Here is a 16946-nt window from a genome sequence, read left to right on the forward strand (position 1 = left end):
ACGATCGGACAGACCGGTCCGGCGGATCGGAGCTTGGAGCGGTTTACCCCTGCTTGCATCAGCCCGGCCGCTCCAGCTTATTGTTTTGTCACGATTTCCGGGGAAACCGCCCGCGACCATGGGCGTCAGGCTACAGGCTCAGGCCGATCCGTCCGTTCCGGCTCCGCGAGCAGCAGGCCATCATCCGCTTGTTCTCCGCGCGCTCCTTCGCGGTCAGCACCATGTCCCTGTGGTCGACCTCCCCGTCGACCACGCCGACCTCGCACGAGCCGCACAGGCCCTCCTGGCAATCCGAGGGCAGGTCGATGCCGGCCTCGCGCAGCACCTGGAGCAAGGTCCTGTCGGCCGGCACGGTGAGGGTCAGGCCGGAGTCGCGCAGCTCGGCTTCGAAGGGCGCTTCGACCGAGGGATCGAGCAGCGTTTCGACCGCCGCGAAATGCTCGAAGCGCAGCCGGTCGGGCGCGTCGGCGCAGAGCGCCTGCAAGGCGTCGATCATCCGGTCCGGCCCGCAGGCGACAATCGCCTCCCTCCCCGCGCCGACCAGCGCCGCCAGGTCGAGACGGCGGCCTTCCTCGCCGACATGGACATGCGCGGCGGCGCCATGATCGCGTTCGAGGCGATCGGCATAGGCCATCGCCGCGCGGGTCCGCCCGCAATAATGGACCTCATAGCGGCGGCCCTGGCTTTTCAGCCGGTCGGCCATCGCGATGATCGGCGTGATGCCGATGCCGCCGGCCACCAATATGATCCGCTCCGATCCGTCGGGCAGGCGGAACAGGTTCTTCGGGCCGAGGATGCCGATGGTGTCGCCGACTCGCAGCTCGGCATGGATGTGGAGCGAGCCGCCCCGGCCGGCCGCGTCGCGCTTGACCGCGACGACGTAGCGCTTGCGGTCCCCGGGATCGCCGCACAGCGAATATTTGCGCTGGAAGCCGCCCACGAGCAGGTCGACATGCGCGCCCGCGCTCCACGGCGGCAGGTCGCGCCCCTCCGGATCGGCCAGGGTGATCTGGACGACGTCGTCGGTCAGGGCGTCGATCGCCGCGACCCGAACGGGGCGGGCGAGGCTGCTGCGGGGCGGCGAGCCGAGCAGCTGCAGCGGACGGGGCGTCTTCGCCCGATCGTCGGCGCGCTCCGGATTGCGGGCCGGGTCCCAGACGACGCGCAGATGGTCCGGGCCGCGGAACGAGATCGTCGGCAGATAGTCGAACCGCTGTTCGGCCAGCCGCATGTGCGGCAGCCGGCGCGACAGTTCCTCCAGCAGGATGCGCATTTCCATCCGGGCGAGATTCTTGCCCAGGCATTGGTGCGCGCCATAGCCGAACGACAGATGATCGGTGGTGTTGTCGCGCCGGATATCGAGCATGTCGGGGTTCTCGAAATGCCGCCCGTCATGGTTCGCCGAGGTCATCACGACGAGGATCCTGTCGCCCGCGGCGATCGGCTGGCCCGCGATCTCGACATCCTTGAGGGCGACGCGGCGCCAGGCGATGATCGAGCCCGACAGGCGCAGGCATTCTTCCACCGCATTGGGGATCAGCGCGCCGTCCCGGCAGACCTCGTCCCAGGCCTTGCGATCTTCGAGCAGCAGCCGCAGCGCGTTGGCGGTGGCATGCGCGGTCGTCTCGTGGGCGGCGACGATGCCGGCCATCATCATCGAATGCAGGTAGGAATCGGTGACGACGTCGGGCAGCTCCCGCTGTCGGCGCAGGGCATATTCCATCCACCCGTCGCCCGACGGATCGAGCCGCATCCGATCGAGCACCTGGCCCGAATAGGTCCAGAAATTGCCGACCGCCTCGGCCACCGCGACCTGCTGGTCGGGCGAGGGACGGCCCCAGGTGTTGACGGTGTGCGCGATCGAATAGCGGCGCAGCACGTCCATGTCGTCCTCGGGAACGCCGAGGAAATGGAGCGCCACCGTCAGCGGAACCTCCCAGAGCAGCTCGTCGACGAGATCGGCCTCGCCACGGTCGACGAAGCGGTCGACGAACCGCGCGACCAGCCGGCGCACCATCGGCGCGTGCTTCTCCAGCTCGGCGGGCAGGAAGCTGTGGAGCAGGGCCCGGCGCCGCTCCATGTGCGCGGGCTCGTCCTCGTTCACCAGCGTCCGGTTCATCGCATAATCGTGCGAGGCCAGGATCGCGCTCGCCTCCGCCGAGCTCGGCGTGACCTTCTCCAGCGCATTGGCGGGCGAGAAGGCGCCGGTGTCGCGGAACACGTCCTTCACGTCCTCGTAGCGGCTGACCACCCAATAGCCGAGCTTCGGGCTGAAGAAGATCGGCCGGCGTTCGCGAAACAGGCGCATCGCGGCCGCCGGATCGACCGTGAACGGCCCCTCGAACACGTCGAAATCCGCCACGGCGCGGGCGATCTCCGGGTCGGTGGCGGCGTGGAAGGGGCACCTCGCCGATGGCGATGCGCTTTCGATCTGGCTCATTACGGTCGACCCTCGGCGTCACGACGTGAGAAAATATCCCTATACCAATATCGCGCGATGCGGGGCTGATACAGACCGCGAAATATGGCACCCCGGATCGGGCGCCGTGGATGGACGCCCGGCAGGTATCGGCGGAAGCGCGAAGCGCTTCCGCCTCAGACGATCAGGCTCCGGGACAGAAATATTTAAAGGGTTGTCGTGCTCTATTCGACATGGATCGTGTTGAAGGAGCGCTCCAGGAAGCGCCATCCGTCGTGCGTTCGGATGAAAACGTCGTCGTACCGCCCGAGATTACGCAGGGAGCCGCCCGTCTTCGCCAGGCCGGTCTCCTGGACATAAGCCGATGCGGTGGCGCGGTCCCCCTCGATGGCCGCCGGGCCCGGGGTCGCGCTCTGGTGAAACATGGTCCAGAGATCCATGAGGTTCGCGAAGAGCGTGCTCAGCGCCTGGTGTCCCCGCGCATCGAGATTGGCGGGCGGGTCCGAACGCCAGTGGCCATCGATGTGCCAGAGCGCGAGGAACGCCGTGGGATCGTTTCGATTGACCGCGTCCGAAAACCGCCAGGAGAGATCGCGGATCGCCAGTTGATCCGCGATCCCGGGCATCGCCGGTTGCTCGCCAGGCATCGGGCCTCTCCCTTCGCGCTTCAGGCGACTTTGGCGGCGTTCGGCGGGATGGTGTAATCCATCTTCTTGCTGAACTCCTCGTCCGACAGGGCCAGCGTCGTCGCGCGAACCTCCTCGGGCACCAGTTCGAGGGGCAGGCGGGGCGTGGCCGGGTTCGGAACCACGCCGCCGGTCAGTTCCAGCGGAGCAGGGCGAAGGCAGCGATCGAGTTCTTCCTGCGAGAAGCCGCACAGCCGCGCGCATTCGGGATCGACCCACATGTCGGCGGTCAGTTCCGCGCCGCCCTCGTTGGAGGTGAACTCCATGATGATGTTCTCGGGCGCGTTGAGATAGATCGATTTGCAGATGCCGTGATCCATCGTGCCGATCACCTGATAGCCGGCGCGGCGAATGCGATCGCGCAGCGCGAGGAGCTCGGCCTGGGTACCGACGTTGAAGGCGACATGCTGGAAAGCGCCGGGCGCCGCGCCGGCGACGAGGTGGGAGGCGTAGCTGACGCCCTTGACGGCTTCCTTCTCCCCCATGTCGGGGGTCTGCACGAAGCTCATATAGCTTTGGTCGTTGAGCTTGAGGAAGCAATGGAACGCGCCGTTTGTGCCATGCATCCAGAACAGGCCCATCAGCTCCATTCCGCAGACTTCGCTGAAGAACTGGATCTGCCCCTTCATGTCCCGCGTGGACAGCGCCAGATGATTGACCCCGTTGGCGATCGGCATCGATAATCTCCCAAGATGAGTGCGTGGATGGTGGCCATGTTTCATGGCCCATGTCGATATTCTAACTTGGCACGGCCGCTTTGCAGTCGTGGCACGATGCCGCCGCCGGTCGCCGGTTCACCCGGCGGCGCTCCCATCGCCCCGCAACGCCAGCAGCGCGCGCGCTTCGTCGGGGGTTGCGACCTCCAGCCCGAGGCCTTCGATGATGCGACGGACCTGGACGACCTGTTCCGCGTTGGATTTCGCCAGGCGGCCGGGACCCGCCCAGAGCGAATCCTCCAGCCCGACCCGGACATGGCCCCCCATGGCCGCCGCCATCGCCGCTATCCGCAACTGGGCCGCCCCGGCGCCCAGCACCGACCAGACATAGTCGGTTCCGAACAGCCGGTCGGCGGTGCGCTTCAGGTGCAGGACCTCATCGGGATGGGACCCGATCCCGCCGAGAAGTCCGAAGACCGTCTGGATGAACAAGGGCCCCTTCACCAGGCCTTCGCGCCAGAAATAGTGAAGGTTGTGGAGGTGGGCGGTATCGTAGCATTCGAACTCGAACCGGGTGCCGTGGCCGCCGAGGGTTTCGATGACATGGGCGATGTCCTGATAGGTGTTCTTGAACACCACGTCGCGGCTGTCGGCCAACATCCGTGCTTCCCATGGGTGGCGGAAATGCCGGTAGCGCTCGAGCATCGGGAAGAGGCCGAAATTCATGCTGCCCATGTTCAGGCTGGCGAGCTCGGGCTTGAAATGGGCGGCGGGGCGCAGGCGCTGTTCGACCGTCATGAACGGCGAGCCGCCGGTGGTGATGTTCATGACGACGTCGCTGCGCTTTTCGATCCGGTCGATGATCGGGGCGAAGGCCTCGGCGCTTTGGTCGGGCCGGCCGTCCAGGGGATTCCGCGCATGGAGATGGACAATCGCCGCGCCCGCGTCGGCGGCCTCGACGGCGGCATCGGCGATCTCGACGGCGGAGACCGGCAGATGCGCCGACATGGACGGCGTATGGATCGAGCCCGTGACGGCGCAGGTGATGATGACTTTACGGGTTTGGGACATGCGATCCCTCCTTGGTCGTGAAGCGCAGGCATGCCCCTCAGGGCGCGGATCGCCCCGGTCCGAAGCGTTGGCGGAAGTCGTCGAGTGAAAGGACGAAGTCGCTCTGATCGAGGAACTGCGCGTCGGTGAGGTCCGGGCGTTCCGCCGCCTTGTACCAGGCGGCATAGGTTGCGAGCGCGCGGCTGTCCTTGCCATAGTGCGGCGAATAGGTGCGCACCCTGATGGTCGGCACGGCGGCATCCATGTCGAAGCCGAGCAGCCGCATCCAACCGTCGCCCAGCGGCGGCGGCGGCGTCAGGCCGGCATCGATCGATGCCTGATGGCGATCCTGATAGTCGGCCAGCAACTGGTCGACGTCATGGCCGAAGGCATTTTTGTCGCGCCGCCGGGCCTCGCCGCTCTGATGGCCGCAGAGGACGAGGAATATCTGGTCGTGGCGGCTGATCAGCTCGTCCCACAGGATCTGGGGCGACCCATCCTTCGGGTCGATGCCGTGCGCGTCCATCGCAGGGTCCGATCCCCGTTCGCCCAGCGGAGTCAGATAGTCGTGGGTCGACAGGATCGTGGGCCATCCGCGATAGCGCCTCAATACCGCCGCGGCCCAGCGCAACGAGCTGCGGGGGGCGTTGAACTGAAGCGCGATATGCAGGAAGCGGTACCCGCCCGCCTCGAATATCTGCGCGCTGTCGGCGCCGCCATCGTGCGAGGCCACATACCAGGGCTTGCCGGCGAAGAAGCGGCTTCGGTCGCCGAAGGTCGACCGGAAGGATCGCAGGCCGCCGACATGCTGGACGCCCAATGACCGTTTGTTGGCGGGGTCCACGACCGGAAAGGGCGGGTAGCGGATGTCGGTCCACATCGCGTCATAGTCGTGATTGCCCGGCGCGATGCCGAAAGGCACGAGACCGGCGATCTTGTCGAAGGCTTCCTCGGCCAATGGGATCTCGACGGTCCCGACCTTGGTGGTCGGCGCGAAATATTTGGCGAGGAACGGATTGGGTGCGGCCTTGAAACCGCGCGCGACATGCGCGGGATCGATCGCGATCGTGGCATGTTCCCAGACATCGCCGACATGGGCGACGAAGCGGATATCGCCGCCGCGCGGCGCGCTGTGGGCGGCGATATAGTCGAACTGCTGCTTCATCAGGTCGGCCGCGTCGAAGGGAAAGCCCTCGGCCTTCTGATGGCGGAAATTGGCGTAGGTCTGCGTGTCGGGAATGACGGCGATGGTGAAGTTCCGGCCGGCCGAGACAGCCGGCGCTGGCAGGGCGAGCAGCAGGGCGAGGACCATGGCCCCGGCGCGGCGGAAGAATTTCAGCATCGCATGCTCCGACGGTTTCATGTGGATATCGGCATCTGGAACCCGTCTAGCAGACATGGCCCGCGACCCGATGACGGTCGCGGGCCGGCGCCGTTAGAAATGGAACGAACCCTGCAGGCCGATCGAGCGCGGGGCATCGGCCATGGCGGCGAGGCTGCCTGTCGCGCCCGGCACCACCTGACGATAGCCCGCGGTCAGCTTGTTGGTGAGGTTCTTGCCGACGACGGCCAGTTCCCATGGGCCGTCGGCCGGACCGAAGCCGATCCGCGCGTCGATCTTGACGTTGCCCTCCTGCGAGATGCGATAGTCGCCGGTCGCGATCTGGAGGAAGCGGGTGGTGAAGTAGCCATTGGCGTCGAAGCTGAGCTGGTAGCGGCCGAGCGGCTGGGTGACGTTCATGCCGACATTTCCGCTCAGCTTCGGCGCGAAGGCCCGCCGCGCTCCCGACAGGTCCTGCACGCACACCGGCGCCAGCGCCTGCTGCGTCGTCGTGCAGGGCGCATTGGGATAATCGGCGTAGCGCGACGACAGATAGGCGACGTTCGAGGTCAGGGTGACGTTCGAGCTCGGCCGCACGGTCAGCCCGAGCTCGACGCCCTTGACCTTGGACTTGGCGGCGTTCGTCACGAACTGGCGCACCACCGTGCCCGAGGTGACGGTCGCGGTCTCCTGGAGATTGCGGTAACGGCTGTAGAAGCCGGCCAGGTTGACCGTCAGCAGGCGATCGAGAAGGTCGGCCTTGATCCCGAGCTCGTAGGATTTCACCCGTTCGGGATCGAAGCTCGAATTGGTCGTCCCGATCGAGTAGCCGCCAGCCTTGAAGCCTTCGACATAGGAGACGTAGGCCATGGCGTTTCGCGACAGATCATATTGGATGCTCGCGCTCGGCAGGAACGCATGGTCGGAGCGGTTCGGCACCGCGTAATTGCCGGGATTGATGCCGCTCGCCGCGTAGAGCTGGGTAAGCGCGACGGTGAACGGCACGAAATTGGCGAGCGACGGGATCGAGGCCGCCGTCCCCATCTGGGTGGAGCGCGCATCATGCTTGTCGACCAGCGAGAAGCGGCCCCCCACATTGACGCGCAGGGCGTCGGTCGCGCGCCAGGTGGCGGCGGCGAAGCCCGAGAAGACGTCGCTGCGCTCGGTGGTGGTGATGCTGCCGGCCACCGGCGTGGTCAGCGGGATGAGGCCGCCCGTGGCCGCGGCGACCGGAGCGAAATAGAAGCCCTGGATGAGGTTGGTCGTCAGCTTGCCATATTGGTAATAGGCGCCGAACATGTAGCTGATCGTCCGGTCCTCGGGCGAGGCGAAGCGAAGCTCCTGGCTCACCTGGTCATATTTCTCGAACAGCGCGATCGGAAGCGCGGTGGTCGTGCCGACGGCGCTGCCGCCCCGCGATCCGGGCACGGGGACCGGGTCGTTGAGCAGGTGGTATTTATGGTGGAAATATCCGGTCGTCAGGGTGAGCGTGTTGTCGCCCGCCGCGATCTTCATCCCCCACACGCCTTCGACCATGTCATAGTCGAAGTAGGAGGGATTGGCGCCGCTCACGCGATCGAGCTTGCTGTCGACCGAGCCTCCGCTCGCGTTCAGATAGCGGGCGCACGGCCCCGCCGGGCCGGCGAAGGGCGCGGACGTCGGGCAGTCGAGCAGTTCGACGTTGAACACCGAGGTATCGCGCATCCGCCCGACGTCGAGGCGGGCGTCGATCTCGATCCCGTCCGTCGGCGCCCAGGCCATCGAGACGCGACCGATCCTGTCGTTGAGATGGGGCCCGTCCTTCCCGGTCTGGATGTTCTTGATATAGCCGTCCATGCCCGACTGGCGGGCGGCGAGGCGCAGGGAAAGGCGGTCGGTGACCGGCAGGGTGATCCCGCCCTCGACGAGATATTCGCCGGTGTTCGGGAAATAGGAGGCGGTGCCGTTCACCGCGAGATCGCGACCGGGCTTGCGGGTGGTGATGTTGAGCGCGCCGGCGATGGAGTTGTTGCCGAAATAGGTCGTCTGCGGACCCTTGAGGATCTCGACGCGCTCCAGGTCGAACAGGGCGGCGCGGGTCGAACGGGAGCGGCCACGATAGACGCCGTCGACGAAGGTGCCGACCGACTGCTCGAAGCCGATATTGGCCGAGGAGCCGATGCCGCGGATCACGACATAGTCCGACGCCGGCGATTGCGAGATGCGGAAGTTCGGCTGGCGCACCGAGAGCGCCTCGAGCGTCGTGATCGCCTGCTTCTGAAGGCTGATGCCGGTGGCGGCCGATACGGAGACCGGCACGTCCTGAAGATTCTGCTCGCGCCCCTGGGCGGTGACGATGATCTCGTCGCCGTCGGCGGCTGGAGCGGCGGCGTCCTGCGCATGGGCCGGGCTTATGAGAGCGAGGGCCATGCATCCAATGATGGCCGTCGAACCGAGCGCTTTGAACTTGGTCATTTTCCTCCCCTTTCCTGGGCCGATGGCGCTGCACGGCCTCGCCCCGATAGTCTTCGTCCCCATATCCTTGCTGTCGGGGCGGGGCCTCGCAAGGCAGCAAAACGGCAGCAAAGTTGTGATGGATTGGAATGAAGCTCGTCAGGCTGTTGCGCTGCCCGCATAGCAATCGAGTCGTCCGCCATCCCGCCCGTACGGCATGGCGGCGCGGGTGAACGTTGCTTGCTCATGCACGTCTGATCGCCGCACCGTGTTGCAGCACGGCGTCAGGGAAGGCTTCCGAGTTCCTTCCCGCCATTTCCGAGGCGGCAGATGTCTCCACCTGCCTGGAAACCGCGCTAGAATTGGCCCTTTGGCGGCAGGCCGAAGCGGTGTTGGCCATACATGGCCGCCGTGGCCGGCCAATGGAGGCTGATATGCCGGACGGCCACGTTGATGTCCCGCCAGGCCCGCTGCACCGGATTGGATAGCGCGCCGCCATTGGCGCCCAGCGCTTCGAACAGGCCATTGACCGCGGTCGAGGCGAGCTGGCCCGCAAAGCCATGATTGCGGCGATGACGCAGCCGCTGATCCATGTCCGGCAGGCCGCCCGCGGCCAGCGTCCGTTCCATTTCGGCCAGGTCCGTGAGGATCATCAGCCGCGCGGCGTCGACCGATGCGGCGGCCGTCGCGATCGCGATCTGGTTGTTCGCCAGGCTTTTCATCGGCGCCGGCGGACCACCCGCCTGCGCGGACATCTTCGACTGGGCGAGCGTGTCGAAATCCTCGACCGCGCCCTGGGCGGCGCCGAGCGCCGGCGAGATCAGCATGCTGGGCGCCGCGGCCGCGAAGGTCAGCCGATAGAGAGGATTGCCGTGCACCGCGGTGCCGGGGGCCGCCGTCGAATTGACCTGAGCGATGCTCATCACGCGATGCGAGGGGACGAAGACCGGCCGCTCGATCGAGATGGTCTTGCTGCCCGTCCCGCTCATGCCCATCGAATACCAGGTGTCGACGACCTCCGCGTCTTGGCGGGGCAACAGGAACCATCCGACCTGGGGCGGACCGCCCTCGCCTTCCGGAGGCAACATCGCGCCGACGATGAACCATTGGCTGTTGTCGCAATTGCTGGCGAAGCTCCAGGCACCGCCGATCCGGTAGCCGCCCGCGACGCGCTCGCACGTGCCGGCCGGCATATAGGAGCCCGCGACGATGTTGCGGGGATCGGCCCAGACCTCCTCCTGCGCTTCCAGGGGATAGAGCGCGACGATCCAGTTGTGGATGGCGGCGATCGAGGTGCACCAGGCCGTGCTCGCGCAGCCGCGGCCCAATTCCATATTGGCCTTCACCAGATCGGAGAAGTTCGCTTCCAGCCCCCCGAAGCGCCGGGGCTGCAACAGCCGGTGCACGCCGGTTTCGCGAAGGAGACCGGTCGTTTCGGCCGAGACGCGTCGTTCGCGTTCCGTTATCTCGGCCAGATCCTTCAACGCGGGGACCAGCGCCCGCACGCGGGCCAGCACCTCCGCCGCGCCCTGGGTCTCGTCGTTCGTCGGAGCGCTCAGATCTGCCCGCATATCATCCTCTCGCTATTGGCGCGGTTGGCCGGCCAGGCAGCCCGCGTTCCCGGAGGATCGAGCGCCATGATGGAACTCAGGATGACCCTCCGATGTGACTTTGGGAAGGCATCGGCACAGCATCACGGTCGTGCCGAAATGGAATGGCAGGACGTGCCGATCTTCGCTCAGTGGAAATGGCCGAGCAGCTTGCTCGTCTTCAACCGGATGCGAAGCCGGCCGTCGCGCGCCTCGATCTCGTCGCGGCAGTCGAGGATTGCGGAAGGCGCCAGAGGGGCGTCGCCCGAGGCGACGTAGCCGGTCAGATAATAGCGGGCGACGAAGCCCGACGACGTGGGGCTGATGGCCATATTGGTTACGACATGGACGCTGCGCCGATCGGCGGGGCGGGCCGCGAGGACTTCGGCGATCCCTTCGGGACCGGTCAGCGCGGCGCCCTGGCGGTGCCATATGCCGTCCGGGGCGAAGGCATCGCCCGCCGCCCGGTCGTCGCGCTCGTCGAGCGCCCGGAAAAAGCCGATGACGAGATCGGCGACCTGCTGGTTTTCGTTCATGGCATCAGGGTGAACCCGATCGCCGGGCAAAGTCGATATTCGCATTTGGAAAACAAGTTGTGCGCCAATATCCGGCGGGCGCACCTTGAACGCTCCTCCGCGCTGATGAAGAAAAAAGCGAGGGAGATAGTATCCATGGACGAACATATCGCCGAACAGATCGCCGATCGACTCGATATCGCGGAACGGAACCGTACCCAGATCGGGCAGGTCAGCGCTGAATTCTCCGGCCTTGAAATAGCCGACGCCTATCAGGTGCAACGCGCCTGGATGAGGAAGAAGATCGCGGCGGGGCGGACGCCGATCGGCCGCAAGATCGGATTGACGAGCCGCGCGATGCAGAGGTCGGTCAACATCTCCGAACCGGACTACGGGCTGCTGCTTGACGACATGCTGTACGAAAGCGGGCAGGACATCCCGACCAACCGGTTCATCGAACCGCGGGTCGAGGTCGAGTTGGCCTTCATCCTGGGCAAGCCTCTGGCCGGCGAAGGGGTGACGATGTTCGACGTGCTCGCCGCCACCGACTATATCGTGCCCGCCCTCGAGATCATCGATGCCCGCATCATCCGGGTGGACCCCGACAGCAAGCGGACCCGCACGGTCATCGACACGATCTGCGACAATGCCGCCAACGCCGCGATCGTCCTCGGTGGACGCCCGGTCAAGCCCGATGCGGTGGACCTGCGCTGGGTGAGCGCGATCATGTATCGCAACGGCACGATCGAGGAGAGCGGGGTCGCGGCCGCCGTCCTCAATCATCCGGCCAACGGCCCGGCCTGGCTCGCCCGCCGGCTTGCCCCCTATGGCGAAGGGCTGGCGGCCGGGGAGATCATCCTCGGCGGCTCCTTCACGGCGCCGGTGCATGCCGCCGCCGGCAACAGCTTCCATGTCGATTACGGCCCCTTGGGGACGATCTCGATGCACTTCGCCTGACGGGCGGCGGCGACCATTTTCCCGCGGCCATCGGAACCGGACCATGAACGACTTCAAGACCGCCTTGCTGCAAGACCGCGTCCAGATCGGCCTCTGGCAGGCCCTGGCCAATCCCTACACGGCGGAGATCTGCGCCGGCGCCGGCTTCGACTGGCTGCTGCTCGACGGCGAACATGCGCCCAACGACCTGCCGCTGCTGCTCGCCCAGCTCCAGGCGGTCGCGGCCTATCCGGTCGAGCCGGTGGTCCGCCTCCCGGTCGGCGACGCGGTCCTCGTCAAGCAGATGCTCGACATCGGCGCCCGCAGCCTCCTCGTCCCGATGGTCGAGAGCGCCGCGCAGGCGGAGGCGATGGTGCGGGCCACGCGCTATCCGCCGCAGGGGACGAGGGGCGTGGGATCGGCGATCGGCAGGGCCAGCCGATGGAACCGGACGCGCAACTACCTGAACGAGGCAGAGGACGAGATCTGCCTCATGGTGCAGATCGAGAGCGCCGCCGCTCTGGCCGCCCTGCCGTCGATCGCCGAGCTTCCGGGGGTCGACGGCATCTTCATCGGCCCGTCCGACCTCGCCGCCTCGCTGGGCCATCTCGGCGATCCCGGGCATGCCGCGGTCCAACGGGCAATCGAACGGGCGATCGCTACCGTCCGGACTTCGGCCAAGGCCGTCGGCATTCTCGCCGCGGACGAAGGACTGGCCCGCCGCTATATCGAGCTGGGCGCGACCTTCGTGGCGGTGGGCACCGACGTGACCCTGCTGGCCCGCGGCGCGGAGGCCCTCGCCCGCCGCTTCAAGGGCGGCCGCGACGAGGAACCTCGCGGAGCAACCATCTATTGAGCCTATTCGCCGGCGAGGCGCGGGCCGACATAGCCGGTCTGGCCGGGTTCGGAGCCCAGCGTCAGGACCGGACCGGCCATGTCCTCCTGCCAGATCAGCGCTCCCATGCCGATCTGAAAGGGGTGGTCCTGGACGGTCAGCACGCTGGCGCCACGTTCGGAAATGCCGTGCGAATGCTCCGCCCAGCTCGGCGCCGAAAGCATCAGATCGCCCGCTTCCCACTCGAATCTCTGTCCGTCGACCACGCTCTCGCCGGCGCCTTCGAAATGATAGTTGGTCGCGAAGCTGCTGTGGCGATGGCCGCGCGGCGGCGGCGGGCGCAGCGGACCGGCCGGAAAGGACGTGATCGTCGCGAAGAAGCTGTGGGTCGTCCCGTTCCTGCGGCCGGTGGCGGGGTTGTACATCAGCATGATCGTGCGCTTGTCGTCACCCTGCCGGCGCGACAGATGCGGCAGCATCTCCCGCCAGGGCCAGAGCAGCGGCGGATTGTCCACCACCTCGATATCGGTGAGGAATTCGTAGCCGCGCAAGCGCGCGCCATCGTCCGATATGGCGATGTCCGGGGCGGTGTCGCGCGCATATTGGTTGATACCCGGCCTGCGCGGGGCGGCCTGCGGATGGTCATGCACCGCGTCCGCATAATAGACGCCGGCCCGTTCGAGCAGGGGCTGGTTGGAATAGCTCAGCCAGATAAGGAGCTGCTGGCCGCTGTTGCGATAGAGGCGCGGCGTCATCGACGGCACCATCCATGCCGACCATTTCTCGAGCCGGAAGCTTCGCTGCCCCAGCAGCGCTTCGCCTTCCCCGCCGAGGCAGAACTCGACCCGGTTGGCATTGTCGCGATCGATCATGATCGTCTCGCCGGGCCGCAGCACCTGGATCGCGATGGACAGGCCGGGCGTGATGCCCCTGCCCAGATCGAGCGCATTGGCATGGACGATCTCGGAGCTCCGGCGCGCGCCGGGCTCGACGGCGCGCTCGGCGAGCCGATCGATCTCGGCCGCGATCTCGGCGCGCGGAACCTTGATCGGCTGCCAGCGGTCCGGGACCGCATGGCCGGCCTGTGCGGGAACAAAGCTGTAATTCGCGGCGGGTTCGTTCATCGCGCATCCACTCCCTTTGCGGAGAGGCTAGGAGCGGGGCGAGGCGGCGACCAGAGCCCAAATGGGCCAAAGCTTCTGTCCAATTTGGAACAGCGGCGCGGGCGCCCTCGGGCTCACAGCACCGCCCAGGGCGGCGGCGGACGGAATTCGGCCTTGAGATGATCGATGAACGCCCTCGTCTTCAGCGGCATGTTCCGGCGTTCGGGAAAGACCGCATAGATATGGCTGGCGACCGCGCGGCTGTCGGGAAAGATCTCGACCAGATCGCCGGATGCCAGAAGGTCGTAAACCATGAACAGGGGCAGATGACCGATGCCGACGCCGGCGACGACCGCCTGGAGCAGCAGGTCGACATTGTCGGCCACGAAATTACCGGAGACCGCGATGAATTCGGTCGCGCCGGTCTCGCCCTTGATCGGCCATTGCGCCGACTGCGCGACGCCACGGACGACCAGGCAATTATGCCGGGCGAGGTCGCTGGCCCGCGCGGGCGTGCCCTCGCGCGCCAGATAGGCCGGCGCCGCGCAATATAGCCGGATGTTGGGCGCGAGCTTCACGGCGATGAGGCCCGGGTCCAGCGCGTCGCTGATGCGGATCGCCACGTCGATGCCATCGGAGATCAGGTGGTTGGAGGTGGTCGACAGCGAGACGTCCAGGCTGACCTTGGGGTTCGCTTCCAGGAAGCGGATCAGGATCGGCGCCAGATGGCGCTGGGCGAACACGGTGCCGGCCGCGATCTTCAAGATACCCTGCGGCTCGGAATTATACTCGCTGATGTCGATCTCGGCCGCTTCGACGTCCTGCAGGATCGCGAGCGCATGGTCGTAGAGGCGAAGGCCGAGTTCGGTGACGCCGAGCTTCTGGGTCGAGCGCACGAACAACTGACCGCCGAGACGCTTTTCGAGCGCCGAGATATGCTTGGAAACGGTGGACGGCACGACCCGCAGCCGCTGGCCCGTATGAGAGAAATTGCCCGTCTCGACCACCGCGACGAACACCCGCAGAAGCGCCAGATTGTCGATGACCGAGCGCAGCTTGCGGTTGCTGCGGGGCGGAATCATAGGGTCGATGCTCATCTCACCCCTCTATTCTGATTTGGCCTCTATTCTGATTTGGAATGAGCATAGTGCCTTGCTGTGCACTTTTCAAACGCCGTCCCGGCGGCGATGCTCCCCACCGACGCACCAGGGAGGTCAGCGTGAGGCTTGCCAATTGTCGATTTGAAGGCCGCAGGCGCATTGCGATCTCGCGCGGGGAAACGGTCGATCTGCTGCATGAGCGGGCGACCGACATCCTGGCGCTGGCGGCCGATCCGGCCGGCGTCGAGGCCGCCATCGACCGGCGCGGCGTTTCGATCGAGGCGATCGCCTTCGGCCTGCCCGTCGAGCGTCCCGACAAGATATTGTGCATCGGCATCAACTATCGCGACCACGCCGCCGAGGCATCGGCAGCGGCCAAGGAGCCCGCGAATCCCTCGATCTTCGTGCGTTTCCCGGGGTCGCATAGCGGCCATGAGCAGCCGATCGTCGCCCCCGCCATCTCCGAACAGTTCGATTTCGAAGGGGAGCTGGGGGTGATCATCGGCAAGCCGGCCTGGCGGATTTCGCGGTCGGACGCCTTGTCGCACGTCGCCGGCTATTGCTGCTTCGCCGAGAACAGCGTGCGCGACTTCCAGAAGCACGCGACGCAGATCACCGCCGGCAAGAACTTCCGGTCCAGCGGCGCCTTCGGCCCATGGCTCACCACCGCCGACGAGGTCGGGGACCCGTCCCGCCTGACGCTCGTCACCCGCTTGAACGGCGCGGTCATGCAGTCGGCGGCGCTGTCCTCGATGATTTTCCCGGTCGATGCGCTGATCGCCTATATTTCGCAGTTCACGCAGCTCCTGCCCGGCGACGTGATCGCCACGGGAACGCCCGCGGGGGTGGGAGCATTGCGGACGCCGCCGGTGTGGATGAAGCCCGGCGACCTTCTCGAAATCGACATCCCCGGCGTCGGCCTGCTGCGCAACCGCGTCGTCGCCGAAGACGCCATTTTCCCCGAGATCAACGAAGAGACCAGACCATGAGCCATGACAACAGGCCGCAGCCGCCGCTGTGGATCGTAGAAGAAGACGTCCGCCAGCTCGTTTCCCTGAACGACGCCATCGATGCGCTTGCCGCCGGGCTGGTCCTCGAAGCCCGCGGCGAGGCGGGCAATGTCGACAAGGCGCTGGGCCAGTGGAACGCCAGCTCGATGCATGCGCTGGGGGCGATGATGCCGCTGCGCGGCTATGTGGCCTTCAAGACCTGGGCGAACACGCCGCGCGGCGCCGCGGCGGTCCTGTCCCTGTATAGCGCCACCGACGGCGCCCTGCTGGCGCTGATGGAGGCTTCGGCGATCGGGACGCTGCGCACGGCCGCCATATCCGGGCTGGCGACGCGGCAACTGGCTTCGGACGACGCCGACGAGATGGCGCTGATCGGGACGGGGATGCAATCGCCGATGCAGATGGCGGCGATCGCCGCCGTGCGGCCCCTCAAGCGCATCCGGGTATTCAGCCCCACGCCGGAAAAGCGAAAGGCCTTCCTCGCCCGCGCCGAGGCGATGATGGGATGCGAGATCGTCGAGGCCGGGAGCGTCGCCGAGGCGGTCGCGGGCGCGCCGATCATCACCCTGGCCACGCGCGCCAGGGAGCCTTTCCTGACCGCGGCGATGGTGGACCGGGGCGCCCATGTCAACGCGCCGGGCGCCATCCTGCCGGGCAATGCCGAGTTCCACCAGGACCTGTTCGACCGCGCCGGCCTCGTCGTGGTCGACAACAAGCGCAATGCGGCCAAGGCTTCGCGCGAATTCGGCGAGCGCTATGGAGCCGATGCGGCCCGATGGGAGGGCGTGCATACGCTGGGCGAGATATTGGATGCGGGCATCAGGCGGGCCGAGGGCTCCGACGTCACCTTGTTCAAGCCGATGGGCATGGGATTGAGCGACCTGGCCGTCGCCGCGCTGGTCTATGAGCGCGCTACGGGCGCGGGGTTGGGAACGCCCCTGCCGGTCGGAACACGCGCCGCGCCGCGTTGGACGGCCTTCGAGCAACAACCGCAGACGATGGTCGGCTAACCGGGTGACTCGAGGATGAAGCTATCCGGCGGTGTGCGTCGCCAACCGCCGATGATCGAGCGATAATGATTCAGGCCGTCGTGCGGGCGTCCGGGGAAGGCGTGGATCTCTTCCTCGGCGGAGCCCCACCACAGGTGCCCACGGGCGAAGCTGATCCACAGACGGTCACGGCCCAGCGAGGCGAAGGACTGGAGCCAGAAGGCCTATGCCGATGAGGCCGGCATCCACCGCATCCATGTCAGCGATGCGGTACGGCGGGTGCTCCCAGATTCACGGGAAGCCC

Annotated in this window: 14 protein-coding genes; 4 read left to right on the forward strand and 10 right to left on the reverse strand. The window is 66.7% G+C overall.

All coding sequences use genetic code 11. The features are described from left to right. Window positions 1–130: 130 nt before the first annotated feature. The 8 genes from HRJ34_RS17015 to HRJ34_RS17050 all read right to left on the reverse strand — a co-directional run bounded on the left by HRJ34_RS17015 (window position 131) and on the right by HRJ34_RS17050 (window position 10690). Window positions 131–2440: a cytochrome P450/oxidoreductase gene (locus HRJ34_RS17015; RefSeq protein WP_208631902.1), complete on the reverse strand. Its 2310-nt coding sequence runs from the start codon at window positions 2438–2440 to the stop codon at window positions 131–133. A gap of 203 nt (window positions 2441–2643) precedes the next feature. After that, window positions 2644–3066, reverse strand: coding sequence for a nuclear transport factor 2 family protein (locus tag HRJ34_RS17020; RefSeq protein ID WP_012049290.1), 423 nt, complete (start codon window positions 3064–3066; stop codon window positions 2644–2646). A gap of 20 nt (window positions 3067–3086) precedes the next feature. Further along, window positions 3087–3782 (reverse strand): VOC family protein, encoded by a 696-nt coding sequence (locus tag HRJ34_RS17025; RefSeq protein WP_012049289.1) that lies wholly within the window; start codon window positions 3780–3782, stop codon window positions 3087–3089. A gap of 117 nt (window positions 3783–3899) precedes the next feature. Next, window positions 3900–4832, reverse strand: coding sequence for a BKACE family enzyme (locus tag HRJ34_RS17030; RefSeq protein ID WP_208631903.1), 933 nt, complete (start codon window positions 4830–4832; stop codon window positions 3900–3902). 37 nt (window positions 4833–4869) lie between these two features. Further along, window positions 4870–6153, reverse strand: a complete 1284-nt coding sequence (locus HRJ34_RS17035) for a metallophosphoesterase family protein (protein ID WP_226948827.1) — start codon at window positions 6151–6153, stop codon at window positions 4870–4872. Between the two features lie 93 nt (window positions 6154–6246). Next, window positions 6247–8541 carry a TonB-dependent receptor gene (locus HRJ34_RS17040; RefSeq protein ID WP_226948828.1) on the reverse strand — a complete coding sequence of 765 codons (2295 nt, stop codon included), beginning with the start codon at window positions 8539–8541 and terminating at the stop codon, window positions 6247–6249. 380 nt (window positions 8542–8921) lie between these two features. Next, window positions 8922–10082: an acyl-CoA dehydrogenase family protein gene (locus HRJ34_RS17045; protein ID WP_226948829.1), complete on the reverse strand. Its 1161-nt coding sequence runs from the start codon at window positions 10080–10082 to the stop codon at window positions 8922–8924. Window positions 10083–10303: 221 nt separating this feature from the next. Further along, window positions 10304–10690, reverse strand: coding sequence for a nuclear transport factor 2 family protein (locus tag HRJ34_RS17050; RefSeq protein ID WP_049771251.1), 387 nt, complete (start codon window positions 10688–10690; stop codon window positions 10304–10306). A 135-nt stretch (window positions 10691–10825) separates the two neighbouring features. Here HRJ34_RS17050 and hpaH point away from each other — a divergent pair, with 135 nt between their 5' ends. Then, on the forward strand, window positions 10826–11626 hold the full coding sequence (gene hpaH / locus HRJ34_RS17055; protein ID WP_208631906.1) for a 2-oxo-hept-4-ene-1,7-dioate hydratase: 801 nt from the start codon (window positions 10826–10828) through the stop codon (window positions 11624–11626). Window positions 11627–11669: 43 nt separating this feature from the next. Beyond that, window positions 11670–12461, forward strand: a complete 792-nt coding sequence (gene hpaI, locus HRJ34_RS17060) for a 4-hydroxy-2-oxoheptanedioate aldolase (RefSeq protein ID WP_208631907.1) — start codon at window positions 11670–11672, stop codon at window positions 12459–12461. A 2-nt stretch (window positions 12462–12463) separates the two neighbouring features. Here the strand turns inward: hpaI and HRJ34_RS17065 are convergent, their stop codons facing one another. Both HRJ34_RS17065 and HRJ34_RS17070 read right to left on the reverse strand, forming a co-directional pair. Then, complete coding sequence (locus tag HRJ34_RS17065; RefSeq protein ID WP_208631908.1) at window positions 12464–13564, reverse strand: cupin domain-containing protein; 1101 nt, start codon at window positions 13562–13564, stop codon at window positions 12464–12466. Between the two features lie 113 nt (window positions 13565–13677). After that, window positions 13678–14640 (reverse strand): LysR family transcriptional regulator, encoded by a 963-nt coding sequence (locus HRJ34_RS17070; protein WP_012049281.1) that lies wholly within the window; start codon window positions 14638–14640, stop codon window positions 13678–13680. A gap of 122 nt (window positions 14641–14762) precedes the next feature. On the opposite strand from HRJ34_RS17070, the gene HRJ34_RS17075 reads away from it, so the two are divergent. After that, complete coding sequence (locus HRJ34_RS17075) at window positions 14763–15632, forward strand: fumarylacetoacetate hydrolase family protein (RefSeq protein WP_208631909.1); 870 nt, start codon at window positions 14763–14765, stop codon at window positions 15630–15632. Then, window positions 15629–16663, forward strand: coding sequence for an ornithine cyclodeaminase family protein (locus HRJ34_RS17080; protein WP_208631910.1), 1035 nt, complete (start codon window positions 15629–15631; stop codon window positions 16661–16663). The genes HRJ34_RS17075 and HRJ34_RS17080 overlap by 4 nt, the downstream gene beginning before the upstream one ends. Window positions 16664–16946: the final 283 nt, after the last annotated feature.

Origin of the sequence: Rhizorhabdus wittichii (assembly GCF_017607425.1) — a bacterium.
In the GTDB taxonomy this organism is placed as follows: domain Bacteria; phylum Pseudomonadota; class Alphaproteobacteria; order Sphingomonadales; family Sphingomonadaceae; genus Rhizorhabdus; species Rhizorhabdus wittichii.